Below are 22,084 nucleotides of genomic sequence, written 5' to 3'. Positions count from 1 at the left end.
GCCCTCCCCGATCTGCCGAAGACTTACGAGAGTCCGCCATGTACGAGCTGTCCCGGGTCCGCCTCTACTCCATCGGGCCCGCCGGTGCGCGCTATGCCGACACCGTGCTTGACCTGAGGGGCGTGGGTGACGTCGTGCCCGACCCCGCCCCCACCCAGGCGGAGTTCTTCGAGGAGGAGCCCGTCGGCCCGCCGCGCCGCCCGGCGCCCGCCGGCGTGCTCTTCCTGGAGAACGGCGGCGGCAAGTCCGTCCTGCTCAAGCTGATCTTCTCGGTGATGCTGCCGGGCCACCGCAACACCCTCGGCGGCGCCAGCTCCGGCGTGCTGCGCAAGTTCCTGCTCGCCGACGACTGCGGGCACGTCGCGCTGGAGTGGCAGCACGTCCTGACCGGCGAGTGCGTCGTCGTCGGCAAGGTGAGCGAATGGCGCGGGCGCCAGGTGTCCAACGATCCGCGGAAGTTCGCGGAGGCCTGGTACTCGTTCCGGCCCGGCCCCGGACTGACCCTGGACAACCTGCCCGTCGCCGAGTCCACCGCCGTACGGCCGCCCGTCGAGGGGCAGTCCGGGGCGCAGGGGCGGCGCCGCACCATGAAGGGGTTCCGGGACGCCCTCACCGACGCGGGCAAGGCGTACCCGCATCTGGAGGCGCACTGGGAGGAGATCCACGACCGGTGGATCGAGCACCTCGGCGACCTCGGCCTCGACCCCGAACTCTTCCGCTACCAGCGGGAGATGAACGCCGACGAGGGCGAGGCCGCCGGCCTCTTCGCCGTCAAGAAGGACTCCGACTTCACCGACCTGCTGCTGCGCGCGGTGACCGACACCCGGGACACCGACGGACTCGCCGACCTCGTCGGCGGCTTCGGCAACAAGCTGGGCCGACGTGCCGAACTCATCGCCGAACGGGACTTCACCGCCGGATCGGTGGACCTCCTCGGGCGCATCGTGGACGCCGCCGACGCACGGGCACGCGCGCGTGACGTCCACGCCGGTGCCGAGCGGCGCACCCGCACCCTGGCCCGACGGCTGTCCGCGCGGGGCGTACGGGAGCGGGCCCGGGCCGCGGACCTCGCCCAGCGCGTCACCGCCGCCGCCTACGCCGTCACCCACGCGGAGAGCGCACGCGAACGCAGCGCGCTGATCGCCGCCGAACTCGCCTTCCGGCACGCCTCCCTGGCCCTCGCCGCCGCCGAGAAGTCCGCCGCCGCCCAGAAGCGGGAACTCGCCGACGCGCGCACCCTGCACTCCGCCTGGCAGGCCGCCGAGGCCGTGCTCCGCCACCGCGCCGCCGCCGACCGCGTCGCCCGGGTGTCCGCCGCGATCCAGGAGGCCGAGCGGGACGCCGCCCCGGCCCTCGCCGCCCGCGCCAAGGCCGCCGTCGACCTCGTCCGGGCCCTGCACGCGGCCGCCGGCAGCGCCGAGGCCCTCGCCAACGAGGAGGAGGAGCGCTCCGCCGCCCTCCAGGAAGCCGGCGAGTCCGCCCACCGCGACTCCACCTCCGCCGCCACCGAGGCACAGCGCGCCCGCAGCGAGGCCGGACATCTGCGCCAGCGCCTCACCGAGGTCGAGCAGGAGACCGCCGAGGCGGTGCGCGCCGGCTGGCTCGACGACAGCGCGCCCGACGCCGACCCCGCCCGCGCCGCCCTCGCCGCCAGCGACGCCGAGAAGACCGCCGTCGCCGCCTGGGACACCGCCCGCGAGGCGTCCCGCCGGGCCGGCGAGCACGCGCGCGAGGCGGCCTCCGCCGAGTCCCGCGCCGAGCTGACCGCGGCCCGCGCCGCCGACGCGGCGACCGCCGCGCAGCGCTCGTACGAGGCCGAACGGCGGACCGCCGAGGCGCTGGCCCGCGAGGAACGGCTGGCGGAGCTGCTCGGCCTGACCGGCGGCATCCCCCGCCGGATCATCCCGCAGCCCCGCCAGGACCGCGAGACGGACGAGACCGCCCTGACCCCCGAGGAACTGGACCGCAACGCCGACGACCTGCGCGCCCTCCTCGACGACACCGTCTCCTCCGCCGAACGGCAGCTCTTCGAGCTGCGCACCGCCGCCGACGACGACTCCCGCATCCTCGGCGCACTCGGCGACGGCGGCCTGCTGCCGCCCGGCCCGGACGTACTGGCCACCGTCGAGTTCCTCGGCGAGCACGGCATCCCCGCACAGTCCGGCTGGCGCTACCTCGCCCAGGCCGTCGACCCCGCCGACCACGCGCGCGTGCTCGCCGCCCGCCCGGAACTCGTCGACGGCGTGATCATCACCGACCCCGACTCGCACACCCGCGCGCGTGCGGCGCTCGGCGACGCCGCCCTGCTGCCCCGGTCCGCCGTCGCCGTCGGCACGGCCGCCGCCCTCCTCGCCCCCACGCCGGCGCCCGGCGCCGACAGCGGCGACGTATTCCTCGTACCGCCGAACCCGGCCATGCACGACGAGCACGCCGCCGACGAGGAGCGGCAGGCGCTGCGCGCGCGGGTCATGGAGCGGGACGAGGACATCCGACGGCTCGCGGCCCGGCTCGGCAAGGACCGCGAACTGGCGGCGCGGCTCGCCTCCTGGCGCACGGGCTGCCCGACGGGCCGGCTGGCCGAACTGGCCCAGGCCGCCCGCGAGGCACGTTCCTTCGCCGGGGAGTCCGAAGCAGAACTCGCCGAGGCACGCACCGCGCGCGCGGAGGCCGACGAGGCCGCCGCCGAGGCCGCGCAGATGCGCGACGAGCGGCAGGAAGCCGCACAGAAGGCCCGGCGCGCCGCCGACGCCCTCGCCGGGCTCGCCTTCCGGCTGCGCGAACGCGCCGGCTGGCAGGCCAAGCTGCGGGAACTGGCCGACGAGGCCGCCGAATCCGAAGCCCGCGCGCAGGTCTGCCTGGAGCGGGCCCGCGCCGCCGACGAGGACCGCCGCGCCGCCCAGCGCGCCGCCGACGACGCCCGCCGCACCGCGCGTGCGCTGCGCGCCGAGCGCTCCGAGATCGCCGGCGCCCCCGACGACGTACCGGACGACGTACCGGACAGCGGAGCGCAGGCGCCCCTGCCCGCGCTCCGCGAGGCCTACCGGGCCGCCTCCCAGGTGTACGAGAAGGTCGGCGTCGGCGCCGACCTGAGGGCCGAGCAGGCGCGGGCGGAGAGCGACGAGAGCGCGGCCCGCGCCGAGCTGGACCGGCTCAGCAACAAGGTCCGCACCCGCGCCGAACAGCTCCTCCAGTCACCCGACGGCTCCGACGGGCCGTCCCGTCAGGCCGCCGCCGCCCGCGCCGAGGAACTGGTGCAGCTGTTGGAGACCCGCATGTCCAGCGCCAGCGAGCAGCTCGGCCGGCTGCGCGGCGAGGCGGAGCGGCACGCGCCCGAGGACGGCGAGGCCCACACCGAACTCCCCGAGGACCTCGTCCCGCGCGACGCCGAGCACGCGCAGGCGCTGCTGCGCACCGCCACGGGCGAACTCGCCTCCCGCACCGACGCGTTGGGCCAGGCCCGCGAGGCACACGCCGAACTCCTCGACGCCCACCGGGCCGCCGAGGACGCGGCCGGCGGCTTCGACGAGATCGCCGCCATGCTCCGGGACCTGCTGCGCGAGCACACCCCCGAGGAGGAGCAGGAGCAGCCGGAGACCTACCCCGGCACCCTGGAGGAGGCCCGGCAGTCCGCCGCCGAGGCCCGCCGCTCGCTACGGGGCTGCGCCGCCGATCTGTCCACCGCCGAGACTGCCGTCCGCGAGGCGAGCGACGTCCTGGTCCGGCACGCCAACTCCACCCGCTACGAGCAGGTCCGCACCCCCGCCCGGCAGCAGATCCGCGAGCTGCCCGCCTCCGCGCTGCCCGAGCACGCCCAGAAGTGGGCGGACGCCTTCGCGCCCCGGCTCAGGGTCCTCACCGACGAACTGGAGCAGCTGGAGCGCAACCGCGACTCGATCGTGGACCGGCTGCGCGGACTCGTGGAGTCCGCGCTGGCCACCCTGCGGTCCGCCCAGCGGCTGTCCCGCCTGCCCGAGGGGCTCGGCGAGTGGTCCGGCCAGGAGTTCCTGCGCATCCGCTTCGAGGAGCCCGACCAGGCGACCCTCACCGAGCGGCTCGGCGAGGTCATCGACGAGGCCACCCGCGCGGCCGTCAAGAAGAACTCCGACCTGCGGCGCGACGGCATGTCGCTGCTGCTGCGGGGCGTGGCGGCCGCGCTGCAGCCCCGGGGCGTCGCGGTCGAGATCCTCAAACCGGACGCCGTGCTGCGCGCCGAGCGGGTGCCCGTCGGGCAGATGGGCGACGTCTTCTCCGGTGGCCAGCTGCTCACCGCCGCCATCGCCCTGTACTGCACGATGGCGGCCCTGCGCTCCAACGACCGGGGCCGGGACAAGCACCGCCACGCCGGCACGCTGTTCCTCGACAACCCCATCGGCCGCGCCAACGCGACCTACCTGCTGGAACTCCAGCGGGCGGTCTCGGACGCCCTCGGCGTCCAGCTCCTCTACACCACCGGCCTGTTCGACACCACGGCGCTCGCGGAGTTCCCTCTGGTGATCCGGCTGCGCAACGACGCCGACCTCAGGGCCGGTCTGAAGTACATCAGCGTGGAGGAGCACCTCCGTCCGGGACTGCCGCAGCAGCCCCAGGCGGGGGAGGCAGGGCACAGCGAGATCACGGCGACGAGGATGTACAAGCGCCCGGCGCCCGGCAGCGCCTCCTGAGGGAGGCGAGGCCGCGCCGGGGCCTGCCGGACTCCGCCGGAGCTCGCGCCCGGCACGCTCCTCGCGCCCCCCGACGGGGTGACGACGCTCCGGCGGCCACGGTGCTCGGGCAGGGCCCTGGCACCGTGGCCGTCCGGCGGCGCCGCTCAGGAGTGCGACAACTGCCCGGCGCCGCCGCCCCGCCGGCGTATCCGCTCCTGCGTCCGCTCGACGGCCCGCGCCTGCCGACGGGCCCGGCGCCGTTCGCGTCGCAGCGACCGCGCGGTGCTGCTCGGGGCCGACACGACGCCGTGCCGCTGGCTCCACACCTGGCGGGTCACCCAGACGTCCAGCGCAGCCCATGTGGCCACCACCGTGCTGACCACGCTGCTGATCACCATGGGGAACGCCAGCCAGGACCCGGCCAGGGTGCACAGGAAGGCGACCATCGCCTGAAGCAGCGTCACCGCGATGACGAGCACCGCGCGCACGGCCGCGATGCGCACGGGATCGGGAAGCCGGCGCCGCCGCGCGGGCTCCTCCACCCACAGCGGCCGGGGGGCCGCCCGCTCCTCCTCCGCGCCGCGCCCGGCCCCGCCGGCCCGCCCGGCGCCTTCGCTCGCGCCGTCGGACCCCGCGGTCACCGCCGCGTCCCGCCCGTCCGCCACCCCACGTCCGGTCGCCGGGACGCCGCGATCCCGCGCCCCGGGCGCCTCGGCCTCCCACAGCGCCGTACCGGGCGCCGTACCGGGCGCCGCCCCGCCGTCCTCGGGCGCCCCGCGCCGCTCCGCCGTGCCCATCAACGTGTCACTCCCCACCGCCGGCAGACGCTTGCCCCGGCTCGAAGAACCGGCTCCCCAGTGGCTGCCCGGCTTGCGCTCTTTTACGCCGCCCAGGTGCGGCATGCGGCTCCTGTGGCCGATTCCGCCCCCAATTCCCAATGGATAGGACGCACGGCTCACCTCGAAGATTCCCCGATTTCGAAAAGTTCTGGCCAACTCGCCCACGACATCGTTCCGGTACGGCACGTTCCGCAGGCGCCGCCCAGGGGAGGCAATCTCCCGCAATGACGGGACAACTCCCCCCGTACCGCTGCGGATCCGGACCACCGGCTTCCGGACGGCGCTGTAAGTTAACTTTGCGTCGGTAGTAGGCTCGCGCCGTTCGTTGACGCACAGATGTGCCCCCGGCCGGTGGGGGTCGGAGCTGGATGTGCCCCCGGCCTGCAGGGGGTTCGAGCTGGGGGAGGCCATGCGCTTTCGCGGGAAGTCGATCCGCCGGAAGATCGTGGCGCTGCTTCTCGTGCCGCTGGTGTCCCTGACGGCCATCTGGGGCTTCGCCACGGTACTCACGGGCCGCGAGGCCAACCGCCTGTTCACCGTGTCACGCCTCGTCGAGAAGCTCGGCTACCCGATGGAGGACACCGTCCGGGTCGTCCAGCAGGAGCGCCGCCAGACCCTGGTCCACCTCGCCGACCCCCGCGCCTCCGACGCGCTCGCCGCGCTGGACCGCACCCGGGCCGCCACCGACGAGGCGCTCGCGGAGATCCGCAGGAACGGCAGCGACCCCGACGTGCGCGACGAGCTGGACGAGGACGACCGTGAGGCCCTGACCGCGGTGCTCGACGCCTTCGACGGCATCGACTCGCTGCGCAGCAGCGTCGAAGACGGCACCGTGTCCCGCGCGCAGGCCCTGGACCTGTACAACAGGCTGATCGCCCCCTGCTACTCCCTGCTGGCCAGGCTGGACGTCGTCGACAGCGTCGAGATGGACAAGCAGTACCGCGCCCTCGTCGGCGTCGCCCGGGCCCGCGAACTGCTCTCCCAGGAGGACGCCCTGCTGGGCTCCGCCCTGGTCGTGGGCCGCCTCACCCGCGAGGAGATACGCGCCGTCTCCGACCTCGAGGCACAGCGCGACGTCGTCTACGACATCGGCCTCTCCCAACTGCCCGCCGCGGAGCGCGAACGCTACGAGAGCTTCTGGAAGAACGCCACCACCGCGCCCGTCCGCACGGCGGAACAGGCCGTCGTCGCCACCACGCCCGGCGACATGCCCCGCGGTGTCACGGCACGGACCTGGGACAGCGCGGCCGCGAACGTCCTCGACGAACTGGGCACCCTCGACGAGCAGGCGCACGACCGCTACCAGGACCGCGTCCGCCCGGTGGCGCTCCAGGTCATCGTCAAGGCGGTCGTCGCCGGCGTCCTCGGCCTGGTGGCCCTGCTGGTCTCCCTCGTCCTGTCCGTCCGCATCGGCCGCGGCCTCATCCGCGACCTGCGCCAGCTCCGGCTGGAGGCCCACGAGGCGTCCGGCGTCCGGCTGCCCAGCGTGATGCGCCGGCTCTCCGCGGGCGAGCAGGTCGACGTCGAGACCGAGGTCCCGCGCCTGGAGTACGACAAGAACGAGATCGGCGAGGTCGGCCAGGCGCTCAACACCCTCCAGCGCGCCGCCGTCGAGGCCGCCGTCAAACAGGCCGAACTGCGCGCCGGCGTCTCCGAGGTCTTCGTCAACCTCGCCCGCCGCAGCCAGGTCCTGCTGCACAAGCAGCTCACCCTGCTGGACACCATGGAGCGCCGCACGGAGGACACCGAGGAACTCGCCGACCTCTTCCGGCTCGACCACCTCACCACCCGCATGCGCCGTCACGCCGAGGGCCTGGTGATCCTCTCCGGCGCCGCGCCCTCGCGGCAGTGGCGCAAGCCCATCCAGCTCATGGACATCGTGCGCGCCGCGGTCGCCGAGGTGGAGGACTACGAACGCATCGAGGTGCGCCGCCTGCCGCGCGTCGCCGTCACCGGACCGGCCGTCGCCGACCTCACCCACCTCGTCGCCGAACTCCTGGAGAACGCCACGGTGTTCTCCCCGCCGCACACCGCCGTCCACGTCCTGGGCGAGCGCGTCGCCAACGGCTTCACCCTGGAGATCCACGACCGCGGTCTCGGCATGGCGCCCGAGGCGCTCCTCGAGGCCAACCTCCGGCTCGCCGAGACCCCGGAGTTCGAGCTGTCCGACACCGACCGGCTCGGCCTGTTCGTGGTCAGCCGGCTCGCCCAGCGGCAGAACGTCCGGGTCTCCCTCCAACCCTCCCCCTACGGGGGCACGACCGCCGTCATCTTCATCCCCGACGCCCTGCTCACCGACGACGTCCCCGACACGAACGGCATCGGCTTCCGCCTCGACCGCCCCCGGCCCCCCAAGGAGGGCGAGCCCGCGCAGAACCGCCGCTCCGCCCTGTCCCCCGCCCCGGTGCAGCTGCCCGGCGTGCCCGCCGCGCTGCTGGACGGCCCGGTCGAGCTGGAGGCGCCCGTCGACCTGGAGGCCCTCGGCGACCTCCCCGCTCCGCTGGACGACGACGACCGGGGCGGGCTGTTCCGCCCGCGCCGTTCCCTCACCCGTACGCAGGACGAGCCGGCCGGCCCGGCCGTCGAACCGCACGGCCGGCTGTCCGACGCCCGTGACGCGGCGGGCCGGACCGCTCCCGGCGAACCGGCCGCCCCCGTGCCCCTGCCGAGCCGCCGGACGCCCAAACTGGTCAGCTCCCACGGCCGCCCGGTGACCGAGCAGCGCTCCCGCCGCGCGGAGACGGCCGAGAACCCGCCGTCGCGGCCGGGGCCGCGCCGGGCACCGGACGACGACACCCCGGCGCCCCTGCCGTCGCGCCGACGCGGCGCCACCGCCCACATACCCCGGAGCACGGACCCGTCCGAGCACCCCTTCCGCGGCACGGAACAGCGGCCCCCGTTCCACGACCGCGGCCACGACCAGCCGTCCCAGCCGTCGCAGCCGTCGCAGCCTTCCCAGTCACCACAGTCGTCGCAGTCGTCCGCCTGGGGCGTTGACCAGCCGTCCCAGCCATCCGCCTGGGGTGTCGAACGGCCTTCGCCGCCACGCGCCCGCGGTGCCGTCGAGCCGGTCCGGCCGTCCGCCCGGCGTACCGACGAGCGGTCCCAGCCGCCCGCCCTTCCCCAACGGACCCGGCAGGCCGCGGCGCCGACGAACGGCCCGGCCGACCCGCCCGGGCACCCGGGCACCCCGCGCCGCAGCCCCGCGGACTCCGCACCGGGCAGTACCGCGGACTCCGCACCGGCCACCCCCGCGGACACCTCACCCGGCGCCCCGACCGGGGCGCTGCCCCGGCGCGTACGGCAGGCGAACCTGGCCCCGCAGCTGCGGCAGGGCCCGGCGCCACGTGCCGAGAACCGCACGGACCCCGCCGACCGGGACGCCGACGAAGTACGCAGCCGCATGGCTTCGCTCCAGCGCGGCTGGCAGCGCGGCCGCGCGGAGAACGCCGCGGGCGAAGACGCCCACAGCGGCACAGCACCACAACGAACCACAGAGGGGGACGGTCGATGACCGCACCGAAGGCGACCGGCCAGAGTACGACCAGCAACGGCGAGCTGAACTGGCTTCTCGACGAACTCGTCGACCGCGTCGCCAGCATCCGCAAGGCCGTCGTGCTCTCCGGCGACGGCCTGCCGACCGGAGCGTCCCAGGACCTCACCCGGGAGGACAGCGAGCACCTGGCCGCCGTCGCCTCCGGATTCCACAGCCTCGCCAAGGGCGTCGGCCGCCACTTCGACGCCGGCAGCGTCCGGCAGACCGTCGTCGAACTCGACGAGGCCTTCCTGTTCGTCACCGCCGCCGGCGACGGCAGCTGCCTCGCCGTCCTCGCGGACGCCGACTCGGACGTCGGACTCGTGGCGTACGAGATGACGCTTCTCGTGAAGCGGGTCGGCGTACACCTGGGCACGGCGCCGCGCACCGATCTGCCCGCGGGCGGGTAGTGGGATGGCATGAGCACAGACGGTCAGGGAAGAAGCCACTGGTTCGACGACGAGGCCGGACCGGTCGTCCGTCCGTACGCCATGACACGCGGCCGCACCACCAGCGCGGTCCAGCACCGTCTCGACCTGATCGCGGTGGTCGTCGCCGAACCCCACGCGGACGACCCCGACGAGGACCCCTCGCTCTCCCCGGAGCACGTGGACATCGTCGGCCTGTGCCGGGAGGAGCCGCAGTCGGTCGCCGAACTCGCCGCCGGACTCGACCTGCCCATCGGCGTGGTCCGGGTCCTCGTCGGGGACCTCGTGGACGCGGAGTTCGTCCACGTGAACCGGCCCGTCCCGCCGGCCGAGCTGCCGGACGAGAGCATCCTGCGCGACGTGATCAACGGCCTCAGGGCGTTGTGAGCAGCGCGCGGACGGGGGTGAGGACGTGACCCGGCGACCACTGCGGGGCACGCGGCGTCCGGGCCGCGCGACCCGGCCCGCCGAGCCGTCCGCACCCCCGACGGCGGGGGCCACGGCCCACCGCCCCACGACCCCCCATCAAGCAGGAGAAGTGATCGATGATCTTCGGGCGTTCTGAGCGCGGCAAGCCCCCGGTCGAGCCCGTCACGCTCAAGATCCTGGTGGCCGGCGGCTTCGGCGTGGGCAAGACGACCCTCGTCGGCGCCGTCAGCGAGATCAGGCCGCTGCGCACCGAGGAGTACCTCACCGAGGCCGGACGCCCGGTCGACGACCTCACGGGCGTCGAGCGCAAGCACACCACCACCGTCGCCATGGACTTCGGGCGCATCACCCTGCGCGAGGGTCTGGTGCTGTACCTGTTCGGCACGCCCGGCCAGGAGCGGTTCTGGTTCATGTGGGACGAGCTGTCCGAGGGCGCGCTGGGCGCCGTCGTGCTCGCGGACACGCGCCGCCTGGAGGACTGCTTCGCCGCGGTCGACTACTTCGAGCGACGTTCCATCCCCTTCCTCGTCGGCGTGAACTGCTTCGAGGGCGCGCCCCGTTACCCGGCCGAGGAGGTACGCCGGGCGCTCGACCTCGACGACGGCGTACCGGTCGTCCTGTGCGATGCGCGCGACCGCGGCTCCGCCAAGGACATCCTCGTCGGCGTCGTCCAGCACGCCATGGAGTACGCGGGCGACCGCCGCCGGGCCGTCACCACCTGAGACGCACCTGAGACGCGGGCACGGCCCGTACCCCCGCCGACAGGGGTACGAGCCGTGGTTCGAGGGGCGGCCTGCCCGGCCCGCGTTTCGCCCGGTCTTCGCCCTGGGATGCTTCTGACGGCCCCGGCCTTCGCCCTCCCGGACTCGCGGTCCCGATGACCTCGCCGAGGAAGACGCCCCCGTCGCTCATGGCGGCTCCCAAGCCAGGCCCGGGGCGTTCGACCGTTCCCGGTGCGCCGGCGTGCAGGTGCGGTTCCCGTGGCTGCTCAGGCCAAGGCAGGGAGGCCCCGCGCCCCGCCCGGCGTCCATGACGAGCGGGTGCCGTCGTAGCCGGATCGCCCCCCGGGGGGAGCGCGTCCCGGAGGGGGATCCCCTGGGGGCGCGTGCCAGGTGAGCCGTGAATGTACGGCGATGTCGGCTGACACCGGGAAGTGTTCACCGGCGCTCAGGGACCGTCAAGGAGGGTGACGGCAACGTTTGGCGAGAGCCGGGCGGACCGAGAAGGGCGGCGCCGGCGCTCACCCTCCTCCGGGGAGAGCCGCCCGCATGCCCGGCACGCCTCACCCGGGCCGCCCGGCACGCCTCACCCGGTCCCCTCTCGTCCCCGGCCCGGCTCCACCCCCACCGTGCCTGGTCCGGCGGCGCCCACCGCGCCCGACCCGGCGGCCGCCCCCGGCGGCGCCCCCCTCCGCACCTCGTGCCCCGGCGCCCCCGCGCGCCCCAGCACCCAGCTGGCCCCGCGCAACGCCTTCGCGGCCTTCTTCAGCGGCGCCAGGCAGGCCGCCGCCCGGCGATGGTCCGACACACTGCCCGGCGGGCACACCACCGTCGCCAGCGACAGCGTCACCGGGCGCCCGCCCGCCGACCACGGCGCGTCGAGCACCGCGGCGGCCAGCGGATCCAGGTCCTCCGGACCGGCCAGCACCAGGAAGTCGTCCCCGCCGATGTGCCCCACGCGCGTGGTGCCGGACGCCGCGGCCTGCAACGCCCGTCCCACCGAGCGGATCAGCTCGTCCCCGGCGGCGAACCCGGCGCCGTCGTTGACCTGCTTGAAGCGGTCGACGTCCAGCCAGCTCAGCGCGAGGGGCCGCCCCTCCGCGATCCACCGGTCCGCCTCCACGGTGATCGCGTCCGAACCGGGCAGCCGTGTCAGCGGGTTGAGTCCCGCCGCCTCCTCCACCCGCGTCTCGGACAGCGCCCGCACCAGGTCCGCGAGCCGCACGACACCCACGCACCGCCCGTGGCGGTCGACGACCGCCACGTCGTCGGAGGTGCGGTCCCGGCCGCCGACGGCGACGACGTCCAGCACCTCCCACGCCGTCGCGTCGATGCCCACCGTCCGCGGCGGGTCACCGAGTTTGGCCGCGGGCCGGTCGGCGTACAGGGCGTGTCCGTAACGCCCCGACATCGACAGCAGGAAGCGCGAGCGGTGCACCGACCGCAGCGGCACCCCCGCCCGGTCCACCAGCAGCACCCCGGAGACGTCCGGCGACCCGGTCAGCAGAGCCCGCACCTGCCCGGCGGAGGCGGCCGCGGGCAGCAGCGCGGCCGGCCGGACGAACTCCCGCACCGACGGCCCCGACCGGGGCACCGACACCGTTCCCGAAGCGCGCGGCGGCACGTACACGTCCGCCGCGGGCAGCCGGGCCGGCGGCGCGAACAGCTCCCCCTGGGCGAGCTGCGCACCGGCCGACCGAGCCGCCGCACACTGCCGTTCGGTCTCCACGCCCTCGACCGCCAGCAGCGCTCCCAGCTCGTCGCACAGGGTGCGCATCGCCCGCACCGCCGCCGGCCGCGTCAGCAGGCACGCGTCGAGCTTCACCAGGTCCGGCGCGATGTCCGTGAGCAGCCGCAGCGGTACGTCCCCGTCCCCGACGCCGTCCGCGCTGATCCGGAAACCCTGCTCCCGCAGCGCCGCCAGCGCCTCCAGCAGCGCGCGCTGCGGCACGTGCGTGTACGGCGGGACGACGTCGACCGTCACCTCCCACGGCAGCCGCCCCGCCTGCCGTACGGCGTCGTGGAGCGGGCTGAGACCGCCCAGATCGGCCAGGGTGCCGGCGAACACGTTCACCTGGAGGGGGAGCAGGGTCTCCCGGCGCGCGGCGGCCCGTACCGCCGACACGGCCAGCCGGCCGTCGAGTTCGGCGTCCCGCCTGGCCTCCGCCAGAATGTCGCCGGTCTCCGGGCGGGCGAGCACCTCCAGCCCCGCCACACCTCCGGTGACCAGATTGACCACCGGCTGAAAGGCGAAGCGCAGAGTGTCCGTCCAGGAGTGCACGGGAGCATGATGGCGCCCCCGAAGTGCGCCCAGGCGCAGTTCATGAGACGTTCACACAGGATTCCCGAACGATCACACTGCGTGAGAAAGTGCAGCTCGAACGCCTGTCCGCGCACCCGTGAGCCCGGCGAGCACCGCGAGGAAGAGGCCCGGCTCCCCACCGGTGCGACGGACACCCGCAGCGGCCGCCCGCCGATCAGGGCCCACAGAACCGGCCCACACCGCCCTCATATGATCCGATACAGTCCGCCGCGTGTCCGAGAACCCACACTCCACCGCCGGCTCCCCGGCCGGCTCCCACTGTTCGAGCTGCGGAGCGCCCTACGGGGAGGGCGTCACCGGCTGGCCCCGCTCCTGCCCGGCCTGCGCCGCCGTGGCGTACCGCAACCCGCTCCCGGTCGCGATCGCGCTCCAGCCCGTGTACGACAGCCAGGGCACCTCCCTGGTCGTCATCACCCGCGCCATCCCCCCGGCGCGCGGGCGCATCGCCCTGCCCGGCGGGTTCGTCGACGACCGCGAGGACTGGCGGAAGGCCGTCGTCCGCGAACTCCGCGAGGAGACGGGCATCGAAGCCGAGAGCCGGGAGGTGCGCCTCGCCGACGCCATGAGCTCCCCCGACGGCCACCTCCTGATCTTCGGTCTCCTGCCGGAACGCCCGGCGGACCGACTGCCCGCCCCCGCGGCCACGGACGAGACCGAAGGCCGGCACCTCCTGCGCAGGCCGGAGGAGCTGGCCTTCCCGCTGCACACCCTCGCCGCGCGGGCCTTCTTCGAGGGCCGCTACGTCTGAGGCGCCCCGCCGAGCCCGCGTACGCGCACCGGGTGGGGCGGCACGCCCCCGCCGGCCTCACCCTCCCGCTCGACGACGACCTTCCCGCCCGCCCAGCGGACGACGTACCGATCGATCTCGGCCTCGTCCCGGCCGTCACCGGCGTCCCGCACCACCAGACCGCCCCCCGTCCGCCCCCGGGCGGGCGCCCACACCTCCAGCTCCAGCCCGCCGTCCGCCCCGCGCACCGGCAGGACGGCACCCGCGCGCGCGAGCACCGGAACACGTTCCGGCGGGGCGTCCACCAGCACCTGCCCCGGCCCCTCGTACGCCGTCCCCGTCGCCGTGTCGTACCAGAGACCCCGCGGCAACCGCACCGCCCGCCGGCCCGCCCCCGGTTCCAGCACCGGCGCCACCAGCAGGCAGTCACCCAGCAGGAAGGCGTCCTCGCAGTCCCGCAGCGCCCGCTCCTCGGGCGCCGCCCACCACAGCGGACGCACATAGGGAGCCCCCGTACGCCGGGCGAGATGCGCCAACGTCACGAAGTACGGCAGCAGCCGTCGGCGTTCGAGCAGCGCCACGCGCGCGTGCTCCAGCACGTCGGCGCCGTACTCCCACGGCTCCCCGCACCCCGCGCGCGGACCGGCGTGCGTACGGAACAGCGGCAGATAGGCGCCCAGCTGCAACCACCGCAGGTACAGCTCCGCGGAAGGACGGCCGTCACGACCCCCCACACCCGCCCCCGAGTACGGCACCCCGCACAGCCCGAGGCCCAGCACCAGCGACAGAGACGCCCGCAGCCCCGGCCAGCCCGTGGCGACGTCGCCGGACCAGGTGCCGCCGTAGCGCTGCAGGCCCGCCCAGCCGGAGCGCGACAGAACGAAGGGCCGCTCCTCGGGGAGCCGCCCGCGCATCCCCTCGTAGCCGGCCCGAGCCATGCACAGCCCGTAGACGTTGTGCGCCTCGCGGTGGTCGCCGCCGCGCCCCTCCAGCGAGTGCCGGGCCGACCGGGGGAGCGTAGGCTCCCCGAAGGCGGTGAACGACGTCGGCTCGTCCAGGCCGTGCCGGAATCCCGCGAACCCCTGCTCGATCCGCTCCGCGTAACGGTCTCCCCACCATCTGCGCACCCGCGCGTCCGTGAAGTCCGGGTACACCGAATCGCCCGGACCCACCACCCCGTGGACGACCCGACCGGAGGCGTCCCGCACGAACGCGCCCTCGGCGATCCCGCTGTCGTACACGGCGTCGCCCGGCGTGGCCGGCACCGCCGCGTCGACGACCGACACCAGGCGGATCCCGTCCCGCCGCAGCTCCTCGGCGAGCACCGGCAGCTTGGGAAAGCGCTCCTGGTCGACGGTGAACGCCCGGCGGCCGTCGAGGTGGCCGATGTCCAGATGCACCGCGTCCAGCGGCAGACCGTGCTCGTGGTGGCCCGCGACGACCTGCCGCAGCTCCTGCTCGCCCCCCGAACCCCACCGCGCGTGATGGTGGCCCAGCGCCCACGCGGGCGGCAGCGCCGGCGCCCCGGTGAGCGAGGCCCAGACGAACAGCACGCGCGCGGGCGTGCCGACCACGACCCAGCAGCGCAGGGGCCCACCGTCCATCCGCAGCTGCGACGTCCCGGCCCGGTCGTGCCCCGAGCCGGCCCCCTCCTCGCCCTCCCGCAAGGTCACCGTCCCGTCCCAGGAGGTGTCGTGGAACACCAGATGGGTGCCCGCGTCGGCCACCACCAGCTGCACCGGCATCGTCAGATGCAGGGGGTCGGCCCGGTGGCCCACCGCATGCCCGGGGTCGGTGTTCCACAGCCGGTACGCGCCGTCCCGCAGCCGCGGCCCGGACGTCCGCCCGCCGAGCCCGAAGAACCGCGCGTCGGCCGCCACCTCCGACCGCTGCATCCAGCGGCCCGGACCGCCCTCCTGCGGCTCCCACCAGCGCGGCGGCAGATCACGCCGCAGCGTGACCCCTCCCGGCGTCCGCACCTCGATCGCACCGAGCCGTGAGATCACGACCGTCACCCGCTCGGCGACGACCCGCCAGCCGCCGTCCTTGTCCGGCTCCAGCACCGCCCGGGGATCCGCCTCGGGACACCGCCCCGCCAGCGCGTACGACGGCTCGGGACCGGCCCCGTCCCAGCCCCAGAACACGGCCCCGTTCATGGCCACGCGGACGCGCAGCTCCGAGCGGTCGAACCGGACCGTCCCGCCGCCGGGCCCCGGCTCCGCCTCCCGCACCTGCCCGGGCACCCGGGCCCGCTCGGCCCCGCGGGCCGGCAGCCCCGCGGCGTCGGCGCGCCGCCGCCGCCAGGCGGCCCGCACGGTGCGCAACCCCTGGGCAGCCCCCGCGGAACCGACCGTCTTCATCGAACGCACCAGGTCACGACCGTCCATAGTGCTCACCCTGCCATCTGCCGGGCCACGCGCGCGTGTCGTTCAACTTCCGTTCACCCGTGCCCAGACCACATCTTCACCACTTGAACTGTGTGGCGCCCGCCCTGGTGCGGATATCGCTCCCATGGCATCGTCCGTGTCAGCCGCGTCACGCGCACACCCCAGCACGTGCGCGGGTGACGCACACGACGCGCACAGTCCGGGAGCCGCCCCATGTCGACCGTGAACCCCGAGCCGCTCTGGCGGCCCGATCCGCAGCGCATCGCCGAGGCCCAGGTGACCAGGTTCCAGGCCTGGGCGGCCGAACGCCACGGAGCCCCGTCGGACGGCGGCTATCCGGCACTGCACCGCTGGTCCGTCGACGAACTGGAAACGTTCTGGAAGGCGGTCACGGAGTGGTTCGACGTCCGCTTCTCCACGCCCTACGCGCGCGTGCTGGCCGACCGCTCCATGCCCGGCGCCCGGTGGTTCCCCGGAGCGACCCTGAACTACGCCGAGCACGCCCTGCGCGCGAGCGCCACCCGAGCGGACGAACCGGCCCTCCTCCACGTCGACGAGACCCATGAACCCCGCCCGGTGACCTGGTCCGAGCTGCGCCGCCAGGTCGGCTCCCTCGCCGCCGAGCTCCGCCGCCTCGGCGTCCGCCCCGGAGACCGCGTCAGCGGCTACCTCCCGAACATCCCGCAGGCCGTCGTCGCCCTCCTCGCGACGGCGGCCGTGGGCGGCGTCTGGACCTCCTGCGCCCCCGACTTCGGCGCCCGCAGCGTCCTCGACCGCTTCCAGCAGGTCGAACCCGTCGTCCTGTTCACCGTGGACGGCTACCGCTACGGCGGCAAGGAGCACGACCGCCGCGACACCGTGGCCGAACTGCGCCGCGAACTGCCCACCCTGCGCGCGGTGGTCCACATCCCCCTCCTGGGCACCGAGGCACCCGAGGGGACCCTGCCGTGGTCGGCCCTGACGGCCGCGGACGAGGACCCCGTCTTCGAACAGGTCCCCTTCGAGCACCCGCTGTGGGTGCTCTACTCCTCGGGCACGACCGGCCTGCCCAAGGCCATCGTCCAGTCCCAGGGCGGCATCCTGGTCGAACACCTCAAGCAGCTGGGCCTGCACTGCGACCTCGGCCCCGGGGACCGCTTCTTCTGGTACACCTCCACCGGCTGGATGATGTGGAACTTGCTCGTCTCCGGTCTCCTCACCGGCACCACCGTCGTCCTCTACGACGGCAGCCCCGGCCACCCCGACACCGCGGCCCAGTGGCGCGTCGCCGAACGCACGCGGGCCACCCTCTACGGCACCTCGGCGGCGTACGTCATGGCCTGCCGCAAGGCCGGCGTCCACCCCGCCCGCGACTTCGACCTGTCCGGCGTGCGGTGCGTCGCGACCACGGGCTCCCCGCTCCCGCCCGACGGGTTCCGCTGGCTGCACGACGAGGTCCGCGACGACCTGTGGATCGCCTCCGTCAGCGGCGGCACGGACGTCTGCTCCTGCTTCGCCGGAGCCGTCCCGACCCTCCCGGTGTACACCGGCGAGCTCCAGGCGGCCGGCCTCGGCACCGACCTGCAGTCCTGGGACCCGGACGGCCGCCCCGTCATCGACGAGGTCGGTGAACTGGTCGTCACCCACCCCATGCCGTCCATGCCGGTCCACTTCTGGAACGACCCCGACGGCCGCCGCTACCACGACAGCTACTTCGACACCTATCCCGGCGTCTGGCGCCACGGCGACTGGATCACCGTCACCTCACGCGGCTCCGTCGTCATCCACGGCCGCTCCGACTCCACGCTCAACCGCCAGGGCGTCCGCATGGGCTCCGCCGACATCTACGAAGCCGTCGAACGACTTCCCGAGATCAAGGAGTCCCTGGTCATCGGCATCGAGCAGCCCGACGGCGGCTACTGGATGCCCCTCTTCGTCCACCTGGCGCCGGGAGCCGTCCTCGACGAGGCCCTGCTGAACCGCGTCAAACGGACCATCCGCGAGCAGCTCTCCCCCCGCCACGTCCCCGACGAGATCATCGAGGTGCCCGGAGTCCCGCACACCCTCACCGGAAAACGCATCGAGGTCCCCGTCAAGCGCCTGCTCCAGGGCACCCCCCTGGAGCAGGCGGTCAACGCCGGCTCGATCGACAACCTCGACCTGCTGCACTTCTACGAGGACCTGGCCCGCAAGCGGGCCTGACCCCGCACCACAGCCGTTCACCCGCCGTAGGCGCCTCGGACCGGCAGCCACGGCCGCCGAGCCCGAGCACCTGCCCCGCACGGCGGCAGCACCGCCATGACCTGGTCGTTCGGCCAACGCCCGGTCGGACGAACGGCCGATCCAAGGCCCGTTGTCAGTGCCGTCGATTACTGTGAGTGAGCATTGATCGACCGTGCACACAGGGGGAACCATGGCACACACCGACCACCGGACCATGCGACGCGTCCTGCGCCGCGAGATCGCCGGCACCATCGGCCTGCTCACCGACGAACACGACTTCCGTGCCATGCGGCGCTACCGCAGCTTCACCTTCGACGACCACGCCACCTACCTCCGGCAGGTCGAGGACCTCCTCAGGATCCGCGCCCTCCAGGGCATCCACACCACGGTGGCCCTCTTCGACCCACAGGAGTACGCCGAGTTCTGCTCGGCCAAGGGCCTCGACCCCGACGTCCCGGCCCACCGCACCCGCTTCACCGCCGAACTGGCGACGACCGGCCCCACCCTTCCCTACGAGGGTCAGCCCCTCGCCGAACTCGTGCCCGCCCTCGTCGACGAAGCCGTCCGCCAGGCGACCTGGGAGTACGCGGCCACCCTCCTGGCCCGCCTCGGCGCGTGCGCGAGCTGCGGCGAAGACCTCGGTCGCGCCGCGTTCACCGACGCCTCCGACCTCGTCGTCCGCATCCTCGACACCGCGCCCCCGGGCGACCGGCACCTCGTCTGCAGCGTCACGGGCACACCCGAGACCCTCGTCGCCGTCCTCCACGCCGACCGGGCGGCGGACGGCACCACACCCCTCGACGAGGCCGAGGCCCTCGAGTTCACCACCGTCCTGGCACTCGGACTCGCCACCCGCAGCCCCGGCGGCCTGGTGATGCGCACCAGCGCCCCGGGTGCACCGGACCGGGTGTGCGGATGGCGACTGCGCGGTGAAGGCCTCGAACCGCTGACCGCCGGCGAGGTCTTCGACGCCTATTGCACCGACGTCGAGTCCGGAGACCTGATCTCGCCCGAGTCCGGCGTCGACTACTGCGAACCGCCCGACCTCGGCCGGCGGGACGGGGAAGCACCGATGCCGGGCCACCACCACTGACCCACGGCGAGGGGCGCTCCCCCGAAGGAGGAGCGCCCCAGCTCACCAGCCGTAGGCCGACCCGGTCCGACTACTCACCGGACAGCACGGCCTGCGCCGAGTTCCGCGCCTCCTCGGCACTGTCGGCCGCCCGCGCGGCCGCGGCGGCCCGCTCGCACTGAGCCAACGTGTACTTCGCGAGCGTCGCCCGCACATAAGGAATCGACGCAGCCCCCATGGACAGGGAGGTCACGCCCAAGCCGGTCAGCACACACGCGAGCAGCGGGTCCGACGCGGCCTCGCCGCAGACACCACAGCTCTTGCCCTCGGCCCCGGCCGCCTCGGCGGACAGCGCGACCAGGTCGAGCAGCGCGGGCTGCCAGGGATCCTGCAGACGCGACACCGCACCCACCTGACGGTCGGCGGCGAAGGTGTACTGCGCGAGGTCGTTCGTCCCCAGCGACAGGAACTCCACCTCCTGGAGGAGGGAACGGGCCCGCAGCGCGGCCGACGGAATCTCGACCATCGCACCGATCTTCGCCTGCAGCCCCGCCGCCCGGCACGCGTCGGCGAACGCCTTGGCGTCGGCGCGGTCCGCCACCATCGGGGCCATCACCTCGAGGTGGACGGGCAGCCCTTCGGCGGCCCTGGCCAGCGCCGTCAGCTGCGTACGCAGGATCTCGGGGTGGTCCAGCAGCGACCGCAGACCCCGCACGCCCAGCGCCGGGTTCGGCTCGTCCGCCGGGGTCAGGAAGTCCAGCGGCTTGTCCGCCCCCGCGTCCAGCACCCGTACGACGACCCGGCCCTCCGGGAACGCCTCGAGCACCTGCCGGTACGCCTCGAACTGCTTCTCCTCCGACGGCGCGTTCTTGCTGTCGTCGAGGAAGAGGAACTCGGTCCGGAACAGACCGACCCCCTCCGCGCCCGCCTCCACGGCGGCCGGCACGTCGGCCGGCCCGCCGACGTTCGCCAGCAACGGCACCTTGTGACCGTCGGCGGTGACGCCCGGCCCGGTGGAGGCGGCGAGCGCGGCCCTGCGCTGTGCGGCGGCGGACTCGAGCTGCGCCTTCTTCTCGTCGCTCGGGTTCACGAAGATCTCACCAGTGCTGCCGTCGACGGCGATCAGCGTCCCCTCGGACAGCTCACCCGCACCGGGCAGTGCGACGACCGCCGGCACGCCCAGGGCGCGGGCCAGGATCGCGCTGTGGCTCGTCGGCCCGCCCTCCTCGGTGACGAAACCGAGCACCAGCGTCGGGTCCAGCAAGGCGGTGTCGGCCGGCGCCAGATCCCGGGCGACGAGCACGTACGGCTCGTCACTGTCCGGGACACCCGGCATCGGGACGCCCAGCAGACGGGCGACGATACGGTTCCGCACGTCGTCGAGGTCGGCCACTCGTCCGGCCAGGTACTCCCCGGCCGCCGCCAGCAGTTCCCGGTAGGAGGCGAAGGCGTCGTACACGGCACGCTCGGCCGTGCTGCCCACAGCGATCCTCCGGTCCACGTCCGCCATCAGCTCAGGGTCCTGAGCCATCATGGCCTGGGCCTCGAGCACCGCCTGTGCCTCGCCGCCGGCCAGATTGCCGCGCGCCATCAGGTCCGCCGCCACGGCTTCGACGGCCTGGCGGGCCCGTCCCTGCTCGCGCTCCGCCTCCTCGGCGGGGATCTGCTTGGCGGGCGGTTCGAGAACCGCCGTTCCCATGTGCCGAACCTCGCCGATCGCCACCCCGTGGCTCACGCCGACGCCTCGCAGCGTTGTCTCCATCTCACCGTCTCCGATAGTGCGGCGGGTCCCGCCGCCGTGGTGGTTGTCCCTGTGCGCCGTCAGGACGACGGCTGCGGCGTCAGTGCCAGGAAAAGAGAACGTCGCCCGTCTTGATGTCGCCGTCCTCACGGAGTTCGACCAGGGCGTCGGCGGTGGCCTCCAGCGCCACGACCGGGCACACGGCGGACTTGCCGGCCTCTTCCACCGCGGCCGGGTTCCAGCGCACGATGCCCTGTCCGCGCGTCACGGTGTCGCCCTTGTTGACGAGGAGCTCGAATCCCTCGCCGTTGAGCTGCACGGTGTCGATGCCGAGATGCGTGAGCACCCCGTGTCCTTCGGCGTCCACCACGACGAAGGCGTGCGGATGGAGGGAGACGATGACCCCGTCCACGGGTGCGACGGCCTCGGAAGGCTCACGCACGGGGTCGATCGCGGTCCCCGGGCCGACCATGGCCCCGGAGAAGACCGGATCCGGTACGGCGGCCAGTCCGATGGCGCGTCCTGCCAGCGGGGACGTCACGGTGGTCATGGGAAGCCTCCCAGGGGTGGAGATGTATGTGGGCCGTCACTTCTTGGTCCCGGACCGTGCCCTGTGCAGCAGGGTATGTCACATGAAGTACGGGTTCCGCTCAAGTGATCACAGTCGTGGTCTAGACCACCACTCTAATGGATTTGCAAGTGCTGCGCGGCCCCCTGTAGAGTCGTACTCCTGCTTGAGGGTGAGCGACGCGATCAAGTGCGCTTAACCGAGCAGCATCCAACTTGTCAGATCCTCATCTCTCGGTCGACTTCTGCATGTCCGCAGGAGGGTGGTCAGAGAGCCGGAGAAACCCTGATAGAGTCGGAAACGCAAGACCGAAGGGAAAAGCCCGGAGGAAAGCCTGAGAGAGTCTCTCGGGTGAGTACAAAGGAAGCGTCCGTTTCTTGAGAACTCAACAGCGTGCCAAAAATCAACGCCAGATATGTTGATACCCCGTCCCCGGCAGTGATAGCCGAGGATGAGGTTCCTTTGAAAAAA

The 22,084-nt window shown here is 74.0% G+C and carries 13 protein-coding genes; 8 read left to right on the top strand and 5 right to left on the bottom strand.

Annotated elements, in window-relative coordinates; genetic code table 11:
• Positions 1 to 38: 38 nt before the first annotated feature.
• Positions 39 to 4,661 carry a hypothetical protein gene (locus ACIP67_RS41420; RefSeq protein ID WP_401699451.1) on the top strand — a complete coding sequence of 1,541 codons (4,623 nt, stop codon included), beginning with the start codon at positions 39 to 41 and terminating at the stop codon, positions 4,659 to 4,661.
• A gap of 146 nt (positions 4,662 to 4,807) precedes the next feature.
• On the opposite strand, the gene ACIP67_RS41415 is transcribed toward ACIP67_RS41420, so the two are convergent.
• Positions 4,808 to 5,440: a hypothetical protein gene (locus ACIP67_RS41415; protein WP_401699534.1), complete on the bottom strand. Its 633-nt coding sequence runs from the start codon at positions 5,438 to 5,440 to the stop codon at positions 4,808 to 4,810.
• A 451-nt stretch (positions 5,441 to 5,891) separates the two neighbouring features.
• On the opposite strand from ACIP67_RS41415, the gene ACIP67_RS41410 reads away from it, so the two are divergent.
• The 4 genes from ACIP67_RS41410 to ACIP67_RS41395 all read left to right on the top strand — a co-directional run bounded on the left by ACIP67_RS41410 (position 5,892) and on the right by ACIP67_RS41395 (position 10,596).
• On the top strand, positions 5,892 to 8,996 hold the full coding sequence (locus ACIP67_RS41410; RefSeq protein ID WP_401699449.1) for a nitrate- and nitrite sensing domain-containing protein: 3,105 nt from the start codon (positions 5,892 to 5,894) through the stop codon (positions 8,994 to 8,996).
• On the top strand, positions 8,993 to 9,427 hold the full coding sequence (locus ACIP67_RS41405; protein ID WP_401699447.1) for a roadblock/LC7 domain-containing protein: 435 nt from the start codon (positions 8,993 to 8,995) through the stop codon (positions 9,425 to 9,427). Before ACIP67_RS41410 ends, ACIP67_RS41405 begins: the two co-directional genes overlap by 4 nt.
• Positions 9,428 to 9,436: 9 nt before the next feature.
• Positions 9,437 to 9,832 (top strand): DUF742 domain-containing protein, encoded by a 396-nt coding sequence (locus ACIP67_RS41400; protein WP_385067247.1) that lies wholly within the window; start codon positions 9,437 to 9,439, stop codon positions 9,830 to 9,832.
• Positions 9,833 to 9,990: 158 nt separating this feature from the next.
• Positions 9,991 to 10,596, top strand: a complete 606-nt coding sequence (locus ACIP67_RS41395) for a GTP-binding protein (RefSeq protein ID WP_401699444.1) — start codon at positions 9,991 to 9,993, stop codon at positions 10,594 to 10,596.
• Positions 10,597 to 11,179: 583 nt separating this feature from the next.
• Here the strand turns inward: ACIP67_RS41395 and ACIP67_RS41390 are convergent.
• Positions 11,180 to 12,874: a GGDEF domain-containing protein gene (locus tag ACIP67_RS41390; protein WP_401699442.1), complete on the bottom strand. Its 1,695-nt coding sequence runs from the start codon at positions 12,872 to 12,874 to the stop codon at positions 11,180 to 11,182.
• A gap of 253 nt (positions 12,875 to 13,127) precedes the next feature.
• Between ACIP67_RS41390 and ACIP67_RS41385 the strand changes: the two genes are divergently transcribed.
• The gene (locus ACIP67_RS41385; protein ID WP_401699440.1) at positions 13,128 to 13,664 is read left to right on the top strand and encodes an NUDIX domain-containing protein; all 537 of its coding nucleotides are present in this window, start codon (positions 13,128 to 13,130) and stop codon (positions 13,662 to 13,664) included.
• Here the strand turns inward: ACIP67_RS41385 and ACIP67_RS41380 are convergent.
• Positions 13,655 to 16,030, bottom strand: coding sequence for a glycoside hydrolase family 31 protein (locus ACIP67_RS41380; RefSeq protein WP_401699437.1), 2,376 nt, complete (start codon positions 16,028 to 16,030; stop codon positions 13,655 to 13,657). The genes ACIP67_RS41385 and ACIP67_RS41380 overlap by 10 nt on opposite strands.
• Positions 16,031 to 16,243: 213 nt before the next feature.
• Here ACIP67_RS41380 and ACIP67_RS41375 point away from each other — a divergent pair, with 213 nt between their 5' ends.
• Complete coding sequence (locus tag ACIP67_RS41375) at positions 16,244 to 18,211, top strand: acetoacetate--CoA ligase (protein ID WP_401699435.1); 1,968 nt, start codon at positions 16,244 to 16,246, stop codon at positions 18,209 to 18,211.
• A gap of 211 nt (positions 18,212 to 18,422) precedes the next feature.
• On the top strand, positions 18,423 to 19,325 hold the full coding sequence (locus ACIP67_RS41370; protein WP_401699432.1) for a hypothetical protein: 903 nt from the start codon (positions 18,423 to 18,425) through the stop codon (positions 19,323 to 19,325).
• A gap of 70 nt (positions 19,326 to 19,395) precedes the next feature.
• Here the strand turns inward: ACIP67_RS41370 and ptsP are convergent, their stop codons facing one another.
• Both ptsP and ACIP67_RS41360 read right to left on the bottom strand, forming a co-directional pair.
• Positions 19,396 to 21,066, bottom strand: a complete 1,671-nt coding sequence (gene ptsP, locus ACIP67_RS41365) for a phosphoenolpyruvate--protein phosphotransferase (RefSeq protein ID WP_401699430.1) — start codon at positions 21,064 to 21,066, stop codon at positions 19,396 to 19,398.
• A 79-nt stretch (positions 21,067 to 21,145) separates the two neighbouring features.
• On the bottom strand, positions 21,146 to 21,595 hold the full coding sequence (locus ACIP67_RS41360) for a PTS glucose transporter subunit IIA (RefSeq protein ID WP_401699427.1): 450 nt from the start codon (positions 21,593 to 21,595) through the stop codon (positions 21,146 to 21,148).
• Between the last annotated feature and the right edge of the window lie 489 nt (positions 21,596 to 22,084).

It is taken from the genome of Streptomyces sp. NPDC088812, from assembly GCF_044750285.1.
In the GTDB taxonomy this organism is placed as follows: Bacteria; Actinomycetota; Actinomycetes; order Streptomycetales; family Streptomycetaceae; genus Streptomyces.
Note: the sequence above shows the minus strand (reverse complement) of the source record. Positions and strands in the feature narration are given on the sequence as shown.